At 57.9% G+C, this 14,168-nt stretch carries 10 protein-coding genes; 2 read left to right on the top strand and 8 right to left on the bottom strand.

Going from position 1 to position 14,168, the window contains the following annotated elements; all coding sequences use genetic code 11:
• The first annotated feature begins 48 nt into the window (after nucleotides 1–48).
• Nucleotides 49–1,455 (top strand): sugar porter family MFS transporter, encoded by a 1,407-nt coding sequence (locus QMQ05_RS00335; protein WP_345472065.1) that lies wholly within the window; start codon nucleotides 49–51, stop codon nucleotides 1,453–1,455.
• 82 nt (nucleotides 1,456–1,537) lie between these two features.
• On the opposite strand, the gene QMQ05_RS00330 is transcribed toward QMQ05_RS00335, so the two are convergent.
• The 8 genes from QMQ05_RS00330 to QMQ05_RS00295 all read right to left on the bottom strand — a co-directional run bounded on the left by QMQ05_RS00330 (nucleotide 1,538) and on the right by QMQ05_RS00295 (nucleotide 13,090).
• Entirely contained in the window at nucleotides 1,538–2,926 is a 1,389-nt protein-coding gene (locus tag QMQ05_RS00330) for a histidine phosphatase family protein (RefSeq protein WP_345472063.1), read from the bottom strand.
• Nucleotides 2,927–2,959: 33 nt separating this feature from the next.
• Nucleotides 2,960–3,955: a LacI family DNA-binding transcriptional regulator gene (locus tag QMQ05_RS00325; protein WP_345472061.1), complete on the bottom strand. Its 996-nt coding sequence runs from the start codon at nucleotides 3,953–3,955 to the stop codon at nucleotides 2,960–2,962.
• A 1-nt stretch (nucleotide 3,956) separates the two neighbouring features.
• Nucleotides 3,957–4,781: an inositol monophosphatase family protein gene (locus tag QMQ05_RS00320; protein ID WP_345472059.1), complete on the bottom strand. Its 825-nt coding sequence runs from the start codon at nucleotides 4,779–4,781 to the stop codon at nucleotides 3,957–3,959.
• Nucleotides 4,774–5,541, bottom strand: a complete 768-nt coding sequence (locus QMQ05_RS00315) for an HAD family hydrolase (protein WP_345472058.1) — start codon at nucleotides 5,539–5,541, stop codon at nucleotides 4,774–4,776. The genes QMQ05_RS00320 and QMQ05_RS00315 overlap by 8 nt, the downstream gene beginning before the upstream one ends.
• Nucleotides 5,538–6,617 (bottom strand): ABC transporter ATP-binding protein, encoded by a 1,080-nt coding sequence (locus QMQ05_RS00310; RefSeq protein ID WP_345472057.1) that lies wholly within the window; start codon nucleotides 6,615–6,617, stop codon nucleotides 5,538–5,540. The genes QMQ05_RS00315 and QMQ05_RS00310 overlap by 4 nt, the downstream gene beginning before the upstream one ends.
• Before the next feature lie 20 nt (nucleotides 6,618–6,637).
• The gene (locus QMQ05_RS00305) at nucleotides 6,638–7,804 is read right to left on the bottom strand and encodes an ABC transporter substrate-binding protein (protein WP_345472055.1); all 1,167 of its coding nucleotides are present in this window, start codon (nucleotides 7,802–7,804) and stop codon (nucleotides 6,638–6,640) included.
• Nucleotides 7,805–7,851: 47 nt separating this feature from the next.
• Nucleotides 7,852–9,684 carry an ABC transporter permease gene (locus QMQ05_RS00300; RefSeq protein WP_345472053.1) on the bottom strand — a complete coding sequence of 611 codons (1,833 nt, stop codon included), beginning with the start codon at nucleotides 9,682–9,684 and terminating at the stop codon, nucleotides 7,852–7,854.
• A 217-nt stretch (nucleotides 9,685–9,901) separates the two neighbouring features.
• A complete protein-coding gene (locus tag QMQ05_RS00295; RefSeq protein WP_345472051.1) occupies nucleotides 9,902–13,090 on the bottom strand; it encodes a beta-phosphoglucomutase family hydrolase in 3,189 nt (1,062 codons plus the stop codon).
• A 92-nt stretch (nucleotides 13,091–13,182) separates the two neighbouring features.
• Here QMQ05_RS00295 and QMQ05_RS00290 point away from each other — a divergent pair, with 92 nt between their 5' ends.
• Nucleotides 13,183–14,160 (top strand): hypothetical protein, encoded by a 978-nt coding sequence (locus tag QMQ05_RS00290; RefSeq protein WP_345472049.1) that lies wholly within the window; start codon nucleotides 13,183–13,185, stop codon nucleotides 14,158–14,160.
• Nucleotides 14,161–14,168 lie beyond the last annotated feature (8 nt).

Below are 14,168 nucleotides of genomic sequence, written 5' to 3'. Positions count from 1 at the left end.
GAAAATTCCTGAATTTCATCGCAGTCAAATCAGATAGCATGGCTGATTGTGACTGCGACTACATCAGACGGAAAACTCTCCGCGCGACTCATCTTTATCGCCCTTGGGGCGGCATTAGGTGGGTTCGTTTTTGGATATGACTCATCAATCGTTAACGGCACCGTGGACGCTGTCGAGCACGAATTCGGGCTCAACGCGGTAACTATCGGTTTCACTGTTTCCTGCGCCCTCCTCGGCGCAGCACTGGGCGCGTGGATAGCAGGTGTAGTCTCCGAACGAGTGGGGCGTGTACGCACCATGCTCTTCGCTTCCATTCTCCTCATCATCTCGGCCATCGGCTGTGGTCTCTGTTTCAGCGCCGCTGACCTGATCGTCTGGCGCATTGTTGGCGGCATCGGCGTGGGCTTCGCCTCGGTGATCGCCCCTGCCTATATCGCAGAAGTATCCCCAGCTGCCCACCGCGGCCGCCTGGGCACCATGCAGCAGATGGCCATCGTTCTAGGCATCTTTGTTGCCTTCTTGGTCAGCGCCCTGTTGGTCTTCGTCATGGGCTCCGCCGATGCTATTGGCCTCTTTGGTCTGGCAGCTTGGCGTTGGATGTACCTTTCTCTGGTGGTTCCAGCGGCCATCTACGGACTGCTGGCCTTGCGCCTTCCAGAATCCCCACGCTACTTGGTTGAGCGCGGCCGCTTCGTTGAAGCAGCTACCGTCCTCACCCGCGATATGGGCATGAACGCCGGCGAAGAAGCCGAGAAGAAAATTGAAGAAATCCGTGCCACCGTGCACGTGGAACGCCGCCAGAAGTTCAGCGACCTGCTGGGCCGCTTCGGCTTCCACCCACTGGTATGGGTAGGCATCCTGCTCTCGGTCTTCCAGCAGTTTGTCGGCATTAACGTGATCTTCTACTACTCCACCACCCTGTGGAAGTCCGTGGGCTTCGCCGAATCGGACTCTTTCACCATTTCGCTGATCACCTCGGTGACCAACGTGGTGGCAACCATCGTGGCTGTCCTGCTGATCGACGTCCTGGGACGTAAGCTCCTGTTGACCATCGGCTCGGCCATTATGACCCTGTCTTTGGGCATGATGGCAGTGGCCTTCGCTCAGTCCGTCACCATCGACGGTGCGGTATCCCTGCCAGGTAACTGGGGCATCGTTGCTCTGGTTTCGGCCAATCTGTTCGTAGTCGGCTTCGGCGCCACTTGGGGCCCGGCCGTATGGGTATTGCTCGGCGAAATCTTCCCGAACTCCATCCGCGCCATGGCGCTGGGTGTGGCTGCTGCAGCCCAGTGGATTGCCAACTTCATTGTCTCCACCACCTTCCCGGCCCTGGCCGACGCAGGCTTGGCTCTGGCTTATGGCATTTATGCGGTCTTCGCGCTGCTTTCCTTGCTCTTCGTGATCTTCATGGTCAAGGAAACCAAGGGACGCACCCTAGAGGACATGAAACTCTAGAGGGCATCGCACTCTCATAAGCACCAAAAAGCACGGCAGGATTTTTCCTGCCGTGCTTTTTGCTGTCGTACTTTTTCTACGGTTACTTGGTCAGATCACCGAGGCAACGCTCAAGTTCGGTGTCTGCGTAGAAGAAGCTACCTTCTTCAATCGGCTTGCAGTCGAAGCCGAAGGCGGTTTCCTTTTCGTTGTACAGCATCCGGACAATCACGTCTTGATCATCATTGGCAAAGACATCCCACTGGATGTTGGCGCCCATCGGAGCTACTTCGGCACCTCGCCATGCATTGTTGTCGTAGCTGAAGAGGGTGTCAGCTGGCTGTGCAGTTTCACTACCGGGCAGCTTGAGCAAGGCAGCTAATGGAATGATCTCTTCTGCGTGAGCAAAGCGGAAGTCTGCAGCCTGTTCGGTCTTACCCTCTCGCACACCAGCCACCGCATCCAGCATGTCCGCGAGCAATACGTCGGCCATCTTGTAGGTGACATCGTTGCCGGCGATGCTTGGGCCCTTTTCATAGAAGTCTTCAGCTTCTGAAACCCGCGAGAGCACTAGCGCATCGTCTGCGGTGACAAATTCGCTGAAGTCGACTTGGTAGTCTTCGCCCATGCCTGGTGCAATCACGTACAGCTCGTAGAGGTACATGGCTGCGTCCACGACGCTTTCCAGGTGCTTCTCGCCCTTGCCGCGGTCCACCAGGTCGATGGCCCCACTATCAAGCTTGTTGATGAACTCTTCGGTAAAGAGACGTGAGAGCACATGCTTGGAAGCCTCAACGATCTGCGGGTCCTCTTCCACCTTCTCCAAGGTTTCAGCCAACACAGGATCATTGTCGATAAAGTCGTTATAAGCCTGATCTGTATCGTGGAAATACAGAACATCCTTATCCGTACGTGGCTTGCTGATCAGTGACTTCAGATCTTTATCTTCATCCACCAGACCCTGCACAAAATTCTGTGCGCTATCTACAGCACGGTCCACGCCGGAGGTCACAATGTTGATCTTCTTGTCTTCGTCTTCGGCGTCCTCGAAGAGATCCTCCATGCGATCATAAGCGCGTTCAGCCATCTTCTGGTGCTCATGTTCACCCAAGGTGCTGAGCATGCCGTAGCCAACCTTCTCGTGCACCGCAGTAATCTGTGCAACCACTGGGCCCAGGCGTTCACCGGTCTCGGTCAGGGCGTTCTCTTTTTTCGCCATCTCCCACAGCTGGGTGATCAGGTCATCGTATTTTTTGCTCGACAGCAATCGCGAACCGTGGCGCGCTACATGCTCAATGAGAACCGGCTCAAATTCATCCGGTGCCTTGGAATATTCCACGTCTTCTGCCGGAGCAGCATAGGTGGCTTTGGTGCCCAGCGCCAGTCTGGCGCTCTGATCTTCATCGGCGGCTTGGCTGGAGGCAGCGCAACCGGTCAGGGCGAGCATTACCCCCGCCATCGCTAGTGAGGTGAAACGAGTGTACTTGGCCATGTCTTACTCCCTGGGTGAAAGTGATGAGTGATTCTAGGGTTGTGCCGTTGAGGAACGAACGACCAGTTGTGGGGTGTAGAGCTCACGTAGCGCTTCGGTCCGTCCGGCGGTGCGTTCAGCAATGGCGTCCACCGCCCGGCGTCCCATGTTGACCTGTGGCTGGTCGATGCTCGTGAGGCTGGGGTAGAGCAATCTGGCCAGAGCCGTATTGTCATAACCGATCACCGCTAGTTGTCCGGGCACCTGAACCTGTTGTTCATGAGCTAAGCGGATCACTTCAGCAGCGGTGAGGTCGTTATTGCACAGCACGGCATCCACGCCGGAGGCGCTCAGCTCTTGCAGGTTTATGTCATCTCCGGCGTCCACCTGAACGATGGTGCACGGCAGCTGCGCAGCTTCCAAAGCCAGGACTACCCCGTCGATGCGTGCCTGGCTGGTAGCACTGGCGGACCGTGAGAGATAGGCGATGCGCTGATGCCCTGCCTGAACCAAATGTTCCACCGCTAGCTGGGCACCGTAGACATCATCACTGGCAATGGTGTCCACCTCGGCGGGCGGATCGGCCAAATGGGTGAGCACCACGGTGGGGACTTCACTGCCGGCACGTTCCAATACCTGGCGGGGAACCCACGAAGAAACGATGACCAGTCCATCAACTCGCAACTCGATCATGGTGTCGATCTGACGTTGTAGCTCTTCGGGATTCTGTGCACCATTACCGATAATCACCCGAGCGTTCAGTTCCTTGGCACGCTCCTGCACGCCCTGAACAATGCCGGTGTGGTGCTGGTTATCGAGCTGGTTAAGCACCACGCCCACCAGCCCGGACACCCCGCGCACCAGTGAACGCGCCGCAGAATTAGGGCGATAGCCTAACTCTTGGGCGGCATCGAGCACCAGGTCACGGCTGCTCGTGCTCACTCCTGCGTCTCCACGCAGTGCCCGTGACGCCAATGACTTGGAGACCCCGGCACGCTTGGCCACATCAATAATGGTGGGACGACGTCCGGCCGCCAGTTCCGCTACCATCTCAGCTACTGACCCGCACGCGGGTGAATTGCTCGACGAAGTGATCCAGTGCCGGATACTGCGCTCCGGGTCCCTGAGCGACGAATGCTGGGGCTAGGTGTTCGCCTACGACCCCGGCTTCCAACAGCAGTGGCTCGTAGCTGCCTCCGGCGCGCTGAACAATCAGTGCACCTGCGGCCACATCCCAAGGGTTCACCGAACCACCAAAGGCACAGTCCACCCATCCGGCAGCCACGTGGGCCAAGGTCAAGGCGCCTGAGCCGGTGCGGCGTAGCGAGGAGAACGCCTCAGCGAGATCACCAAAGTGACCCAAGGCAGTCTCCCGGTCTGCTTCAAGATCCCGAGCCGTGGGGTAACCGGTGATCATGGTGGCCGCTGCGGCCGGCTGCGCCTGCGGGGTGCGCAGGATCTCGCCATCTAGGTAGGCGTGCTCGTGATCGGCGCTAAAGAGTCGGCGGGCGATCGGATCAAAGATGGCCCCGGCCACCAGTTCGCCATCCACGGCGACTCCGATGGAGACACAGAAGAAGGCCAGGCCCTGAGCAAAGTTTGAGGTGCCGTCGATCGGGTCCACATACCAGGTCACCGGGCCGTCACCGCCCAGCGCTCCGCCTTCTTCACCGATGATCCGCCAGCTAGGATCACGTTCAAGCAAGAACGGCACGATCAGCTCTTCGGCGGCCCGGTCATGTTCGGTGACCAGATCGTGACGGTCGCGCTTGTAGTCGATGTCCATCTGGCCGCGGAAGACCTTTTGCAGGTATTCTCCGGCGAGGACGGCCGCTTCTTCAGCAGTGGTACGCAGGAAGCTCGGGAGGTCAGACACTATACTTTCTCATTTCATTCAGTAATTCTTTGGGTGTGGCGACCACAAGGTCGGCCGTCACCTCAACGGTGTAGGGGCGTTTGGCACTGCCCGGGGAGGGCATGAGCACATTGCCGCCGATTCCGGCACGCACCCCACAGAGCACGTCGCGATCCAGGTGGTCCCCGACATACCAGCAGTCGGCGGCGCTCAGCTCCAGCGCCTGGGCACCGAGGTGCAGAAAATCTGGGTTGGGTTTACGCAGCTCGCACTCATCGGAGTAGAGTTCGGCAACAAAATAGTCGCTAAGCTCTTGTTCTGCCAGGTAGTCGCGGTGCACCTGCCCACACATGGCATTGGAGACCACGGCGACCGGCAAGCCGATCTGTGTGCACCAGGCCAAGAGCTCGGTGATGCCCTCGCGTAGCTCGCGGTGCTCCTTGGTCGAGCTGACCAGGTAGCACAGCTGCTGGTAGTGGTTTTCCATGGTCTTGCGGGCATCTTCGGGCCAGTCAGCGGCGATGAAGTCCATCGCGTAGGTGTGCTGATCCAGTTCCTTGGGATGGCGTGGCCGGGACATGGCATTGCGCCAGAGCCCAGCGGCCACCGCGCCGGCGGTAATATCCGCGATCAACCGATCGCGCGAGACCATGGGTTCGGATCCGACCAAGGCCAGGAATTCATCGGCCACCAGTTGCTGCCAGTCGGCCGGCTTTTCGCTGTTGACAATGACCCCGCCGAAATCCAGCAATAGGCCCTTGGGTAAGGTTTGCAGGCTCATGCTGCCACCGCCTCTACGTTAGTTCGACGTTGCCCCGAGGCATCAAAGAGGTGCAGTTTCTGCGCTACGGCCTGCACTTGTTGTCCCTCGGTGAGCGCCGGGCGTTGCTGCGACGTAGCGAAGTACCGCTGTTGGCCGTCGGTCAGCTCGATAATCCATGAACCGCCGGTCGGCAATAAGGCACTGACCGTGACGGGCAAGGAGAATTTCCCGGGCGTCGGTGTTGTTGTGATCTCTAAGTCTTCAGGGCGGATGCCCAGTGACGTTGCTGCGGAATCGCGGGACTTCATCCACGTATCCGCGTCTTGGTTGTTCCCTAATTCGATGATGTTCATCGGTGGGCTTCCCATGAACTCTGCGACAAACCGGTTGGCGGGCGAATCATAGATCTCACTCGGGGTGCCGACCTGTTGAATCCGTCCCTGATCCATCACCACAATTCTCGTCGCCAGGGTCATGGCCTCAAATTGGTCATGAGTAACAAAAACCATGGTGTTGCCGGTCTGCCGATGGAGCCGCTGAAATTCTGCACGCATTTCCAGGCGCAGTCGGGCGTCGAGGTTGGACAGTGGTTCATCCAAGAGCATCACCTGCGGGCGTGCTGCCAGAGTTCGGGCAATGGCCACACGCTGCTGCTGTCCACCGGATAGCTCTCCGGGGTAACGGTCAGCTAGTTCGCTAATCGCCAGGGTTTGCAGGGCCTGATCCACGAGGGTGGCGCGTTCAGCCTTGGAAAGCTTTTGCACTCGCGGTGCAAAACCCACGTTCTCTTTGACGTTCAGGTGTGGCCACAGCGCATAGTTCTGGAACACTAATCCCAGTGAGCGGCGCTCTGCCGGGACACACTGTCCGCCGGCCACATCATCAAAGACGGTCCCGCCCACGACGATCTGCCCGGTGCTGGGATGTTCCAGTCCTGCGATCATGCGTAGCGTGGTGGATTTGCCACAGCCTGAGGGACCTAGCAGGCAGAGGAATTCTCCTGGCTGCACTTCAAGGTCTACTGAATCGACGCTGGGGGTGTGGTTACCTGAGTAGGTTTTGCCCAGGCCCCGCAGGGTGATCATCGGCTCCATCTGGATTCCTAACTGCTGTGTTACTTCTTGGACGAGGTGCGCCACAGGTCCTGCCACTTTTCGCGTGATGCCCAGTCGGTTTCCAGTCCGGCGTTGTCGAACTGGAAGATTTCCTTGAGGTGATCACCAACGTTAGCTGGATCTTCTGGCTGCTTGACGGAGGAGTTTGAGGAGATCTTGCCATCGGAGATCTGCGGGTCAATACCCTCTTGGGTCAGTGCGAAGTGCACAAAGAGCTTGGCGGCATTCGGGCTCTTGGTGCCCGAGGCAATGGTCAAGGACTTCGGTGAAGCCTTACCTACCCATGGGACCAATCCTTCACAGACGCCCAGGGCGTAGCCCTTCTCATCGATGTTGCGGTACTTGGCGCTGGACATCAGTGCCATCGGAGGATCATCCTGGCCGGTAGCGCCCACGGCTTCGGAGGCCTCTTCACTGGACTTGGTCAAGATCGGCTGGTTGGCCGCCATGCGTGAGACCCATTCGGCAGCTGCCGACTCCTTGTCGGTCTTCAGTTCTTCACCGAAGGCTTCCTTATAAGCATCACGCAGCTCCTGGTCGCCGAACTGCTCCATCTGGCTGTACCAGTCAAGGGCACCGTTATCACCCACGGGATCCTGGAAGGCTACCTTCTTGGTGAACTTCTCGGTGGTGAAATCCCAAATGTTCGTCGCCGGGCAGGTGTCGAAAGCCTCGGTGTTGTAGGTCCAGAAACTTGGGTCGGTGATCACTACCAGTGGTTCTTGCATCGATGAGTCGATGTTTTCTGCCAGGTCAGCTGGCACCCAGTTGGTGACGAAATTATTTGGCAACAGCTGATTCTTGACCGCTGGGAGGTCTGAAATCGCTACAACGTCACCGACTACATTGCCCGACTGTGCTTCGCGGGTGACCTTTTCGATGGCCTCGGCCGCATCGGCTTTTACACCGGTGGCTTCGATTCCGTAGGTCTTGGTGAAGGCAGCAGCCATTTTTTCGATCTTGGAGGTGCTGTCGTAAATGGTGATTGGGCCTTCAGCCTTGGCCGCTTCAATGAGCTGATCTAAGTCAAAGTCTTCTGCTGAGGCGGTTGCCGGCGCGCTGCTGGTGGTGGCTGCGGGGGCTCCACCGGCGCAGCCGGTGAAGAGTACTGCGCCAAGTCCCAGGCTCAAAACGGTGGTCCATCGGTGAGTGCGGTTAATGCTCATGGTGGTACTCCTTGAATACGGTAGTGGTGCGGTGAAAGGTGAGTGGCTCAACCCAGCGAATCGGCAAGGTTGCTTCGGAACAATTTCTGCGTGGCCCAGGTTCCTAGCAGGGCAATCGCGCAGATCAAGACCACGACCGCGTTGGCGGCGTGGGTATAACCGAAATCAATGAGGGTCATGGACAGCGTGGTCATCAGTTCGGTGCCCGGCGTTGCCAGGATGATGACCAAGCTCAGTCCCTGAACTCCAGAAACGAAAGGCAATAACGTAGCGCTAGCCAGCGAGCTACGCACCATGGGAAGGACTACTGTGCGCAGGCGATAGCTGAACTTTGCGCCGAGGCTTTGTGCGGCCTCTTCGCTTTCCAGTCCCAGCTGCATCATGGCGCTGACCCCGGCCCGTGAAGCGAAAGGCATTTCATCGGCGATCATGATCAGGATCAGGATGGTTGCCGTGCCGTACAGCGCCGGGATCGGGCCACGTGGTACCGCGAACAGGGAGAGATAGGCGACCGCGAAGGCTAGGCCCGGCACGAGGTAGGGCATGAAGGTGATCACGCGCAGTGCGGTGCCCAGTTGGCGCAGTGGCGAACGTACCACCACATAGCCCACCAGCAATCCGAGCACCCCGGTGCACAGCGCTGCCAGACCCACCATCCACAGGGTGTTCCACATCGCGCGCCAGGTGGCCGCCGAGACCAGCACGCCCTGGCTGAATCCTACGGTGGGAAGGTCATGGCCGATCCAGTAGTCCGCGGTGAAGTTCTGCAGCGAAAAGTCGCCGGGAACGCGCATGATGGTGGAAAGTACCAGGGTGCTTAGCGGGATGAGAACCGAGATGGTGAACAGCCCACCGACCATGATCAGGGCCGGGGTGCGCCAGCGTGCCAGCGGTTGGGTTTTGGTCAGTGTGGCCTTGCCGTTCAGCGTGGTGAAGCGTTTGGCTTCGCGCAAGAACCGTAGATCAACCAGGAGCGAGATACCTCCCAGGCCCACCATGACCGCTGCGATCACCGCGGCGATTCCAGATTGCTGGGTGGAGATGCTCTGGTGCAGGGTGGTGGACAGGACCTGGAATCCTGAGGGCAGACCCAGCACATAGGCCACACCAAATTCGCCGATGGCCTTAGCAAACATCAAGGTCGCTGCCGAAAGTAGCGCGGGGCGTAGCAGTGGCAGGGTGATGCGCCACCAGCGTTGTTGGGCACTCGCGCCGCAGATGCGGGCGGCCTCATCAAGTTGCCCCGGCAGGTTTTTCAATGCATTGGTGACCAAGAGGATCACAAAGGGGGTGAAGTGCAGGGAGAAGATCACGATAATTGGCACCGGACCGTAGGCCAACCAGTTTGGTGGCTCCCAGCCCAGAGTTTCCATCCAGCCTTGCTGTCCAGCGTTGCTGCGGTTGCGGAAGATGGTGGTCCAGGCCAGGGCGAAGGTCCAGGCTGGCAGCATATATGGAACGATCAGCGCGCTGGAGAACCAGCGTCGTGCTGGCAGGTCGGTGCGAACCAGAAGCCAGGCCACCGGTACACCCAAGGCCAAAGCAATCACCATGGAGCACAGTGAGATCCAGAGGGTGTTCAGCAGTGGGGTGTAGAAGATGATGTCCGAAACCGGGGAAGAAAAGACACGATCAAGGTAGTACCCGGTGAGCGATCCGGCTCCTGCTCCTGCTTTTGCTTCGTCCCCAAATCCCACTTGGACTGCGCCGAGCAGAAGGGAAATGACCGGGGCGACGATGAGGTAGCCAAAGACCAACAACAAGAGCACACCGAGTAGCGTGGCTGGGTGACGCAGGATGATCTTCGTCCGGTAGCCCAGTGAATTTTTTTCTTCTGTAGCTGGTGTGGAACGTTCCCTTTGTGGCGTAAGCAGTGCCATTAAGTCCTCCGCGCGCTCGCCTAGTTTCATGCCAGCCCAGAGGATTCCCGGGCACATTGATCAGGTTAGGGAGCCTAGGTGACGCTCAGATGACGTGAAGGTGAACGGGTCAGGACCGGATGTGGAACGTTCCCATTATTCTGAATCTGGCCTTAAGAACGATATTCGAGGACGACAAAGGCCGCCGTTCACATTGGAACGGCGGCCTCATCATGGCCTACCAGGCCTTGCGGGGCACATCTACCCCGGCTTCACTTTGCACCTCGAAGACCCTGTCCAGGCTCGGACGGCCTTCACGGACCGGTCCCTGATCAGCCAGTTCAACAACCACGCTTTCCCCTGGGATCAGATCCACCTGCTCACCGCGCACCCAAAGCGGACGCGAATACGCGCCATCTAGGGTGAAGGTAATACTGGTTTTATCCAGTCGGATAGCAATGCGCATACCGTGCCAGGCCAAGCTGAAACTGATCGACCGCCACGCTTCGGGTAACCGCGGATCAAAGCAGAGCCGGTCATCATCATCACGCAGACCAGCAAAACCATAAATCAGTCCGGACCAGACCCCGCCGGTAGAAGCCACGTGGATACCGTCTCCGGTATTGCCGTGCAGATTCTCCAAATCCACATTCAGTGCGTGCTCGAAGTACTCCCATGACAGCTCGCGGTACCCAACTTCGGCAGCCAAAATGGATTGCACCGTGGCTGACAGGGTGGAGTCCCCCGTGGTCAGCGGATCATAGTAATTGAAGTCCGCAAGCTTCTGCTCCGCAGTGAAGTCACTGGAACGCAACCACAGGGCCAGCACCGCATCGGCCTGCTTGATCACCTGGAAGCGATAAATCACCAGCGGGTGATAGTGCAGCAACAAGGGGCGCTTATCCGGCCCGGTATTGGCAAGATCCCACACCTCACGATTTAAGAAGTGCTCATCTTGTGGGTGGATCCCTACAGATTCCGAATACGGAATATGCATGCAGTCGGCGGCCTTGAGCCACAGTGCAATTTCTTCATCGCTCAATTCCAGCTTGCTCGCCAGCCGGGTGTAATGCTCGGGACGTTGTTGAGCCAATTCGATGAGCAACTGGGCACTACGGCGCAGGTTAAAGCGGGCCATGACATTGGTGTACAAGTTGTCGTTGACTACCGCAGTGTATTCGTCTGGGCCGGTCACCCCATGAATATGGAAACGCTCATTGCCTTCTTGACCGCGCCAGAAGCCCAGCGAAGCCCACATTCGCGCTGTTCCCACCAGAATCTCGGCACCACCAGCCAACAGGAATTCATCATCTTCCATCACGCTGAGATAGCGATTGAGTGAATACACGACGTCCGCGTTGATGTGATACTGAGCAGTGCCCGCAGGATAGTAGGCACTGGCTTCTTCACCATTAATGGTGCGCCAAGGAAAGAGCAGTCCTGCCTCGTTCATGATGCTGGCCCGCCGGGTGGCTGCCGGGATCATGGCCACGCGGGCTCGCAGGGTATTACGCGCCCACTGCTGATTGGTATAAGTCAAGAACGGCATCACATAGATTTCGGTATCCCAGAAATAGTGTCCGGAATAACCGTTGCCACTCACGCCCTTGGCGCTGATGCCTAACCCGTCGGCACGGCCAGCAGCCTGAGCCAGCTGGAAAAGGTTCCAACGGATCTTTCGCTGCAGTGCGGCATCGTCACAGTCCACCACCACATCGCTACGCTGCCAAAAGTCAGCCATGAACTCGCGTTGGGTGCGGAAATGCTGGTCCATGCCCTGATCTACCAAATGGTCCAGGGCCCGGTCCGAACGCAGCAACATTTCCTGGGCTGGGTGTCGTCGGGAGCAGTTATAGACCGCGTACTTCGAAACACGAAGGCCCTGTCCGGCTTCTAGCCGAGCACTGATGACCTCGTCGGCACGTTCATCGGTGGCTTTACGGTCAATTCGTGGCTGCTGCTCAGTTCCGCCAGTGGTGCTCACCTGGTGTTCCACCATGGCAGCCACCGACATTCCTGACCCGGGGACCTCATAGGAAATACCCAACCGCGAGCCTTGGACGCTGTGCCCGGCCGGGTGCAATGGGTTTTCGCTAGCCTCTTCACTCTTACGTGGATCAGCCACGCCCGCATTGGAAGCATCAGTCTCTTCCGGTGAGGCCACCGTGCGCGTTGAAAGGTAGCCCACCACCGAAGACTGCACGAGCACCCGGGCCGGAGCATCCAGTAGCCGGACGTGAACATCCTGTAGAGCTAGGTGTCGGTCGGTGAAGGAAATCATGGTGCGGGCCATGACGGCCACACGATGGCCTTCTGCGGTGCGCCACAGGGTTCGTGCGCACAGCGTGCCATCGCGCATGTCTAGCCGCAGATCATCGCGCAGCATCTCGGTGCGCCCCACTTCTAAGGCTTCATCATTGATGAAGACGCGCAGTGTTCTAAAGTCCGGGGCACTGATCATGGTCTGTCCGGTTTCGGCTAGACCGAAGGCGCTTTCAGCGTGCCGGATTTCCCAAGCCTCGTGCAGGCCGTTGATAAAGGTTCCCCCGCTTTGATCACCCAAACCCAATTGCGCTGCTCGTGCGCCGAGGAAACCATTGCCCAAAGAGAAGACGGTGTCTTGGGCGCCGTCGGTGTCTCGGTTCTCGTCGCGCATCAGCGACCAGGAGTCCATCTCCCAGGCCTGGATAGATTCCTCTGAAACTAGTTCGGAAAGATCTTCAATGACAAAGTGCGCGCCGGCTTCCAGCAAGTCGACAGAGTTCTCTTCACGGGCCACACCGACTACGCCAAAACCTCCGGCCCGGGCTGCTGCCACACCACTGGTGGCATCTTCAAAGACCACACACTCTTCAGGGCGCCACCCTAAATCGGCGGTGGCGGCCAAGAACGTATCGGGGGCAGGTTTGCCCGCCAGGTTACGGGCGGCAGCTTCCTGCCCTCCCATCACCAGTGGGAAGTGTTCTTCGAGACCGGCAGCTGAAAGGACCATGCGGGCGTTGCGTGAAGAGGATACAACCGCCACGTCTAGCCCTGCGTCGAGCACCTGACGCAAATAGGCTACCGAGCCGGCATAAGGTTCGATGCCATCGCGCAAGAGCACTTCGGTGAATTTGTCATTTTTCATATTGCCTAGGGCACAGATGGTGTCCTGACCGGCGGGGTCTTGTGTGGTTCCCCAAGGCAATTCGAGACCGCGTGAGGCCAGAATGGCCTGTACTGCGTCATAGCGAGGGCGCCCGTCAAGCAAGTTGAAATAGTCTTGCTCCGTGTAGGCGGCTACGCCCGGAAATTGGTCAAAATAGGCAGAAAATAGTTCTTGCCAGGCCCTGCGATGTAACAGTGCCGTTGGTGTAATCACACCATCCAGATCAAAGAGGACGGCTTTGTAATCACGGTGTCGGTACTCAGGTCGATAAGCGTTCACGATCGAAATCCTTCGAAAGAGGAGCAAATTACTAGCCGTAGTCCATACGGTAGCAACTGATCGCGTTTGCATCGACATACTACGATAAGAACGTGGCACAGTGGATAGATTTGTTCAACAGCGATAACTGGCGTGAGTCGACCGCCGAATGGATTGACGCGGCCTGCGAAGCCTACGGCATCCAACGCACCTCCGGTCCTGACTTCTGGCCTGCCCAATTGCATCAGATCCAGGCAACGGTAAAAACCGATGCTGCAGATCTGATCTTCAGCGCCAACGCTCCGGGGTTGACTGCTGAAGCGGCGACCACCGTGGTTGCTGGACAGCTTCTGCCTGAACGCGTGGTGATGCCGCTCGCGGTGGATCGTAGCGCTGGCTATATGTTGAGCCCGGATTTCGGACATACGCTGGCAGACCTCGGTGACTCGGTGGAAAACTGGGAGCTAGCCATGGCCTCTCTCGGTTCCTTGCAGGTTGCCCTGATGGGCCACGAAGATGAGTTCTTTGATGCTGGGGTCACCGTTGTTGATCCGCAGTTCTTGCCTGAACAGTTTGAGCAGGCATTGATGATGCATGTTTCTTTGCCGCCAGAACACCCATTGCACATTGATGGGGCGCAGGCAGATCATCTGGCGACGCATATCGATGAGTTGCTCAAGGCTTGCTCCATTTTGCATGAGGGGCCGGTTCCGCTGAGTTTGGAACACGGTAACTTTGATCTGTCCCATGTTGTTGTTCCGGCCGAGTCTGGCACGCATGGGCGCATCTTGAATCTTTCTTCGGCGCACTGGGCTCATCCCTTCTCTTCACTGAATACGGCGTTGGCCGCCATGTGTGAAGCTTGGGACTGTGACACCAACGATGAACGTGTGATGCAGGTGTTGTTCGCGTACCTTGATCAGTTTGCTGCCTACGGTTCACCGGATGAGCTTTATGATCTGATCAATCCTGCGTGTTTGGTAGCTCCGCTTTCCCAGCATGAAACGTGGTTGCGTTTGCTCTTGGACGCTGACGATGAACATTTGCGCCAGAACGCGCCGAATGTGTTGAGCACGCTGGATCTTCAGTAGCTTAAACA

Origin of the sequence: Glutamicibacter sp. B1 (assembly GCF_039602135.1) — a bacterium.
Taxonomy (GTDB): domain Bacteria; phylum Actinomycetota; class Actinomycetes; order Actinomycetales; family Micrococcaceae; genus Glutamicibacter; species Glutamicibacter ectropisis.
Note: the sequence above shows the minus strand (reverse complement) of the source record. Positions and strands in the feature narration are given on the sequence as shown.

What these genes read in the sequence shown, in the direction of transcription:
- QMQ05_RS00325 (WP_345472061.1), bottom strand. Translation starts at nt 3,955, where the DNA reads ATGGTAGCGGAACTGGCGGCCGGACGTCGTCCCACCATTATTGATGTG.
- QMQ05_RS00310 (WP_345472057.1), bottom strand. Translation starts at nt 6,617, where the DNA reads ATGGAGCCGATGATCACCCTGCGGGGCCTGGGCAAAACCTACTCAGGT.
- QMQ05_RS00300 (WP_345472053.1), bottom strand. Translation starts at nt 9,684, where the DNA reads ATGGCACTGCTTACGCCACAAAGGGAACGTTCCACACCAGCTACAGAA.
- QMQ05_RS00315 (WP_345472058.1), bottom strand. Translation starts at nt 5,541, where the DNA reads ATGAGCCTGCAAACCTTACCCAAGGGCCTATTGCTGGATTTCGGCGGG.
- QMQ05_RS00330 (WP_345472063.1), bottom strand. Translation starts at nt 2,926, where the DNA reads ATGGCCAAGTACACTCGTTTCACCTCACTAGCGATGGCGGGGGTAATG.
- QMQ05_RS00305 (WP_345472055.1), bottom strand. Translation starts at nt 7,804, where the DNA reads ATGAGCATTAACCGCACTCACCGATGGACCACCGTTTTGAGCCTGGGA.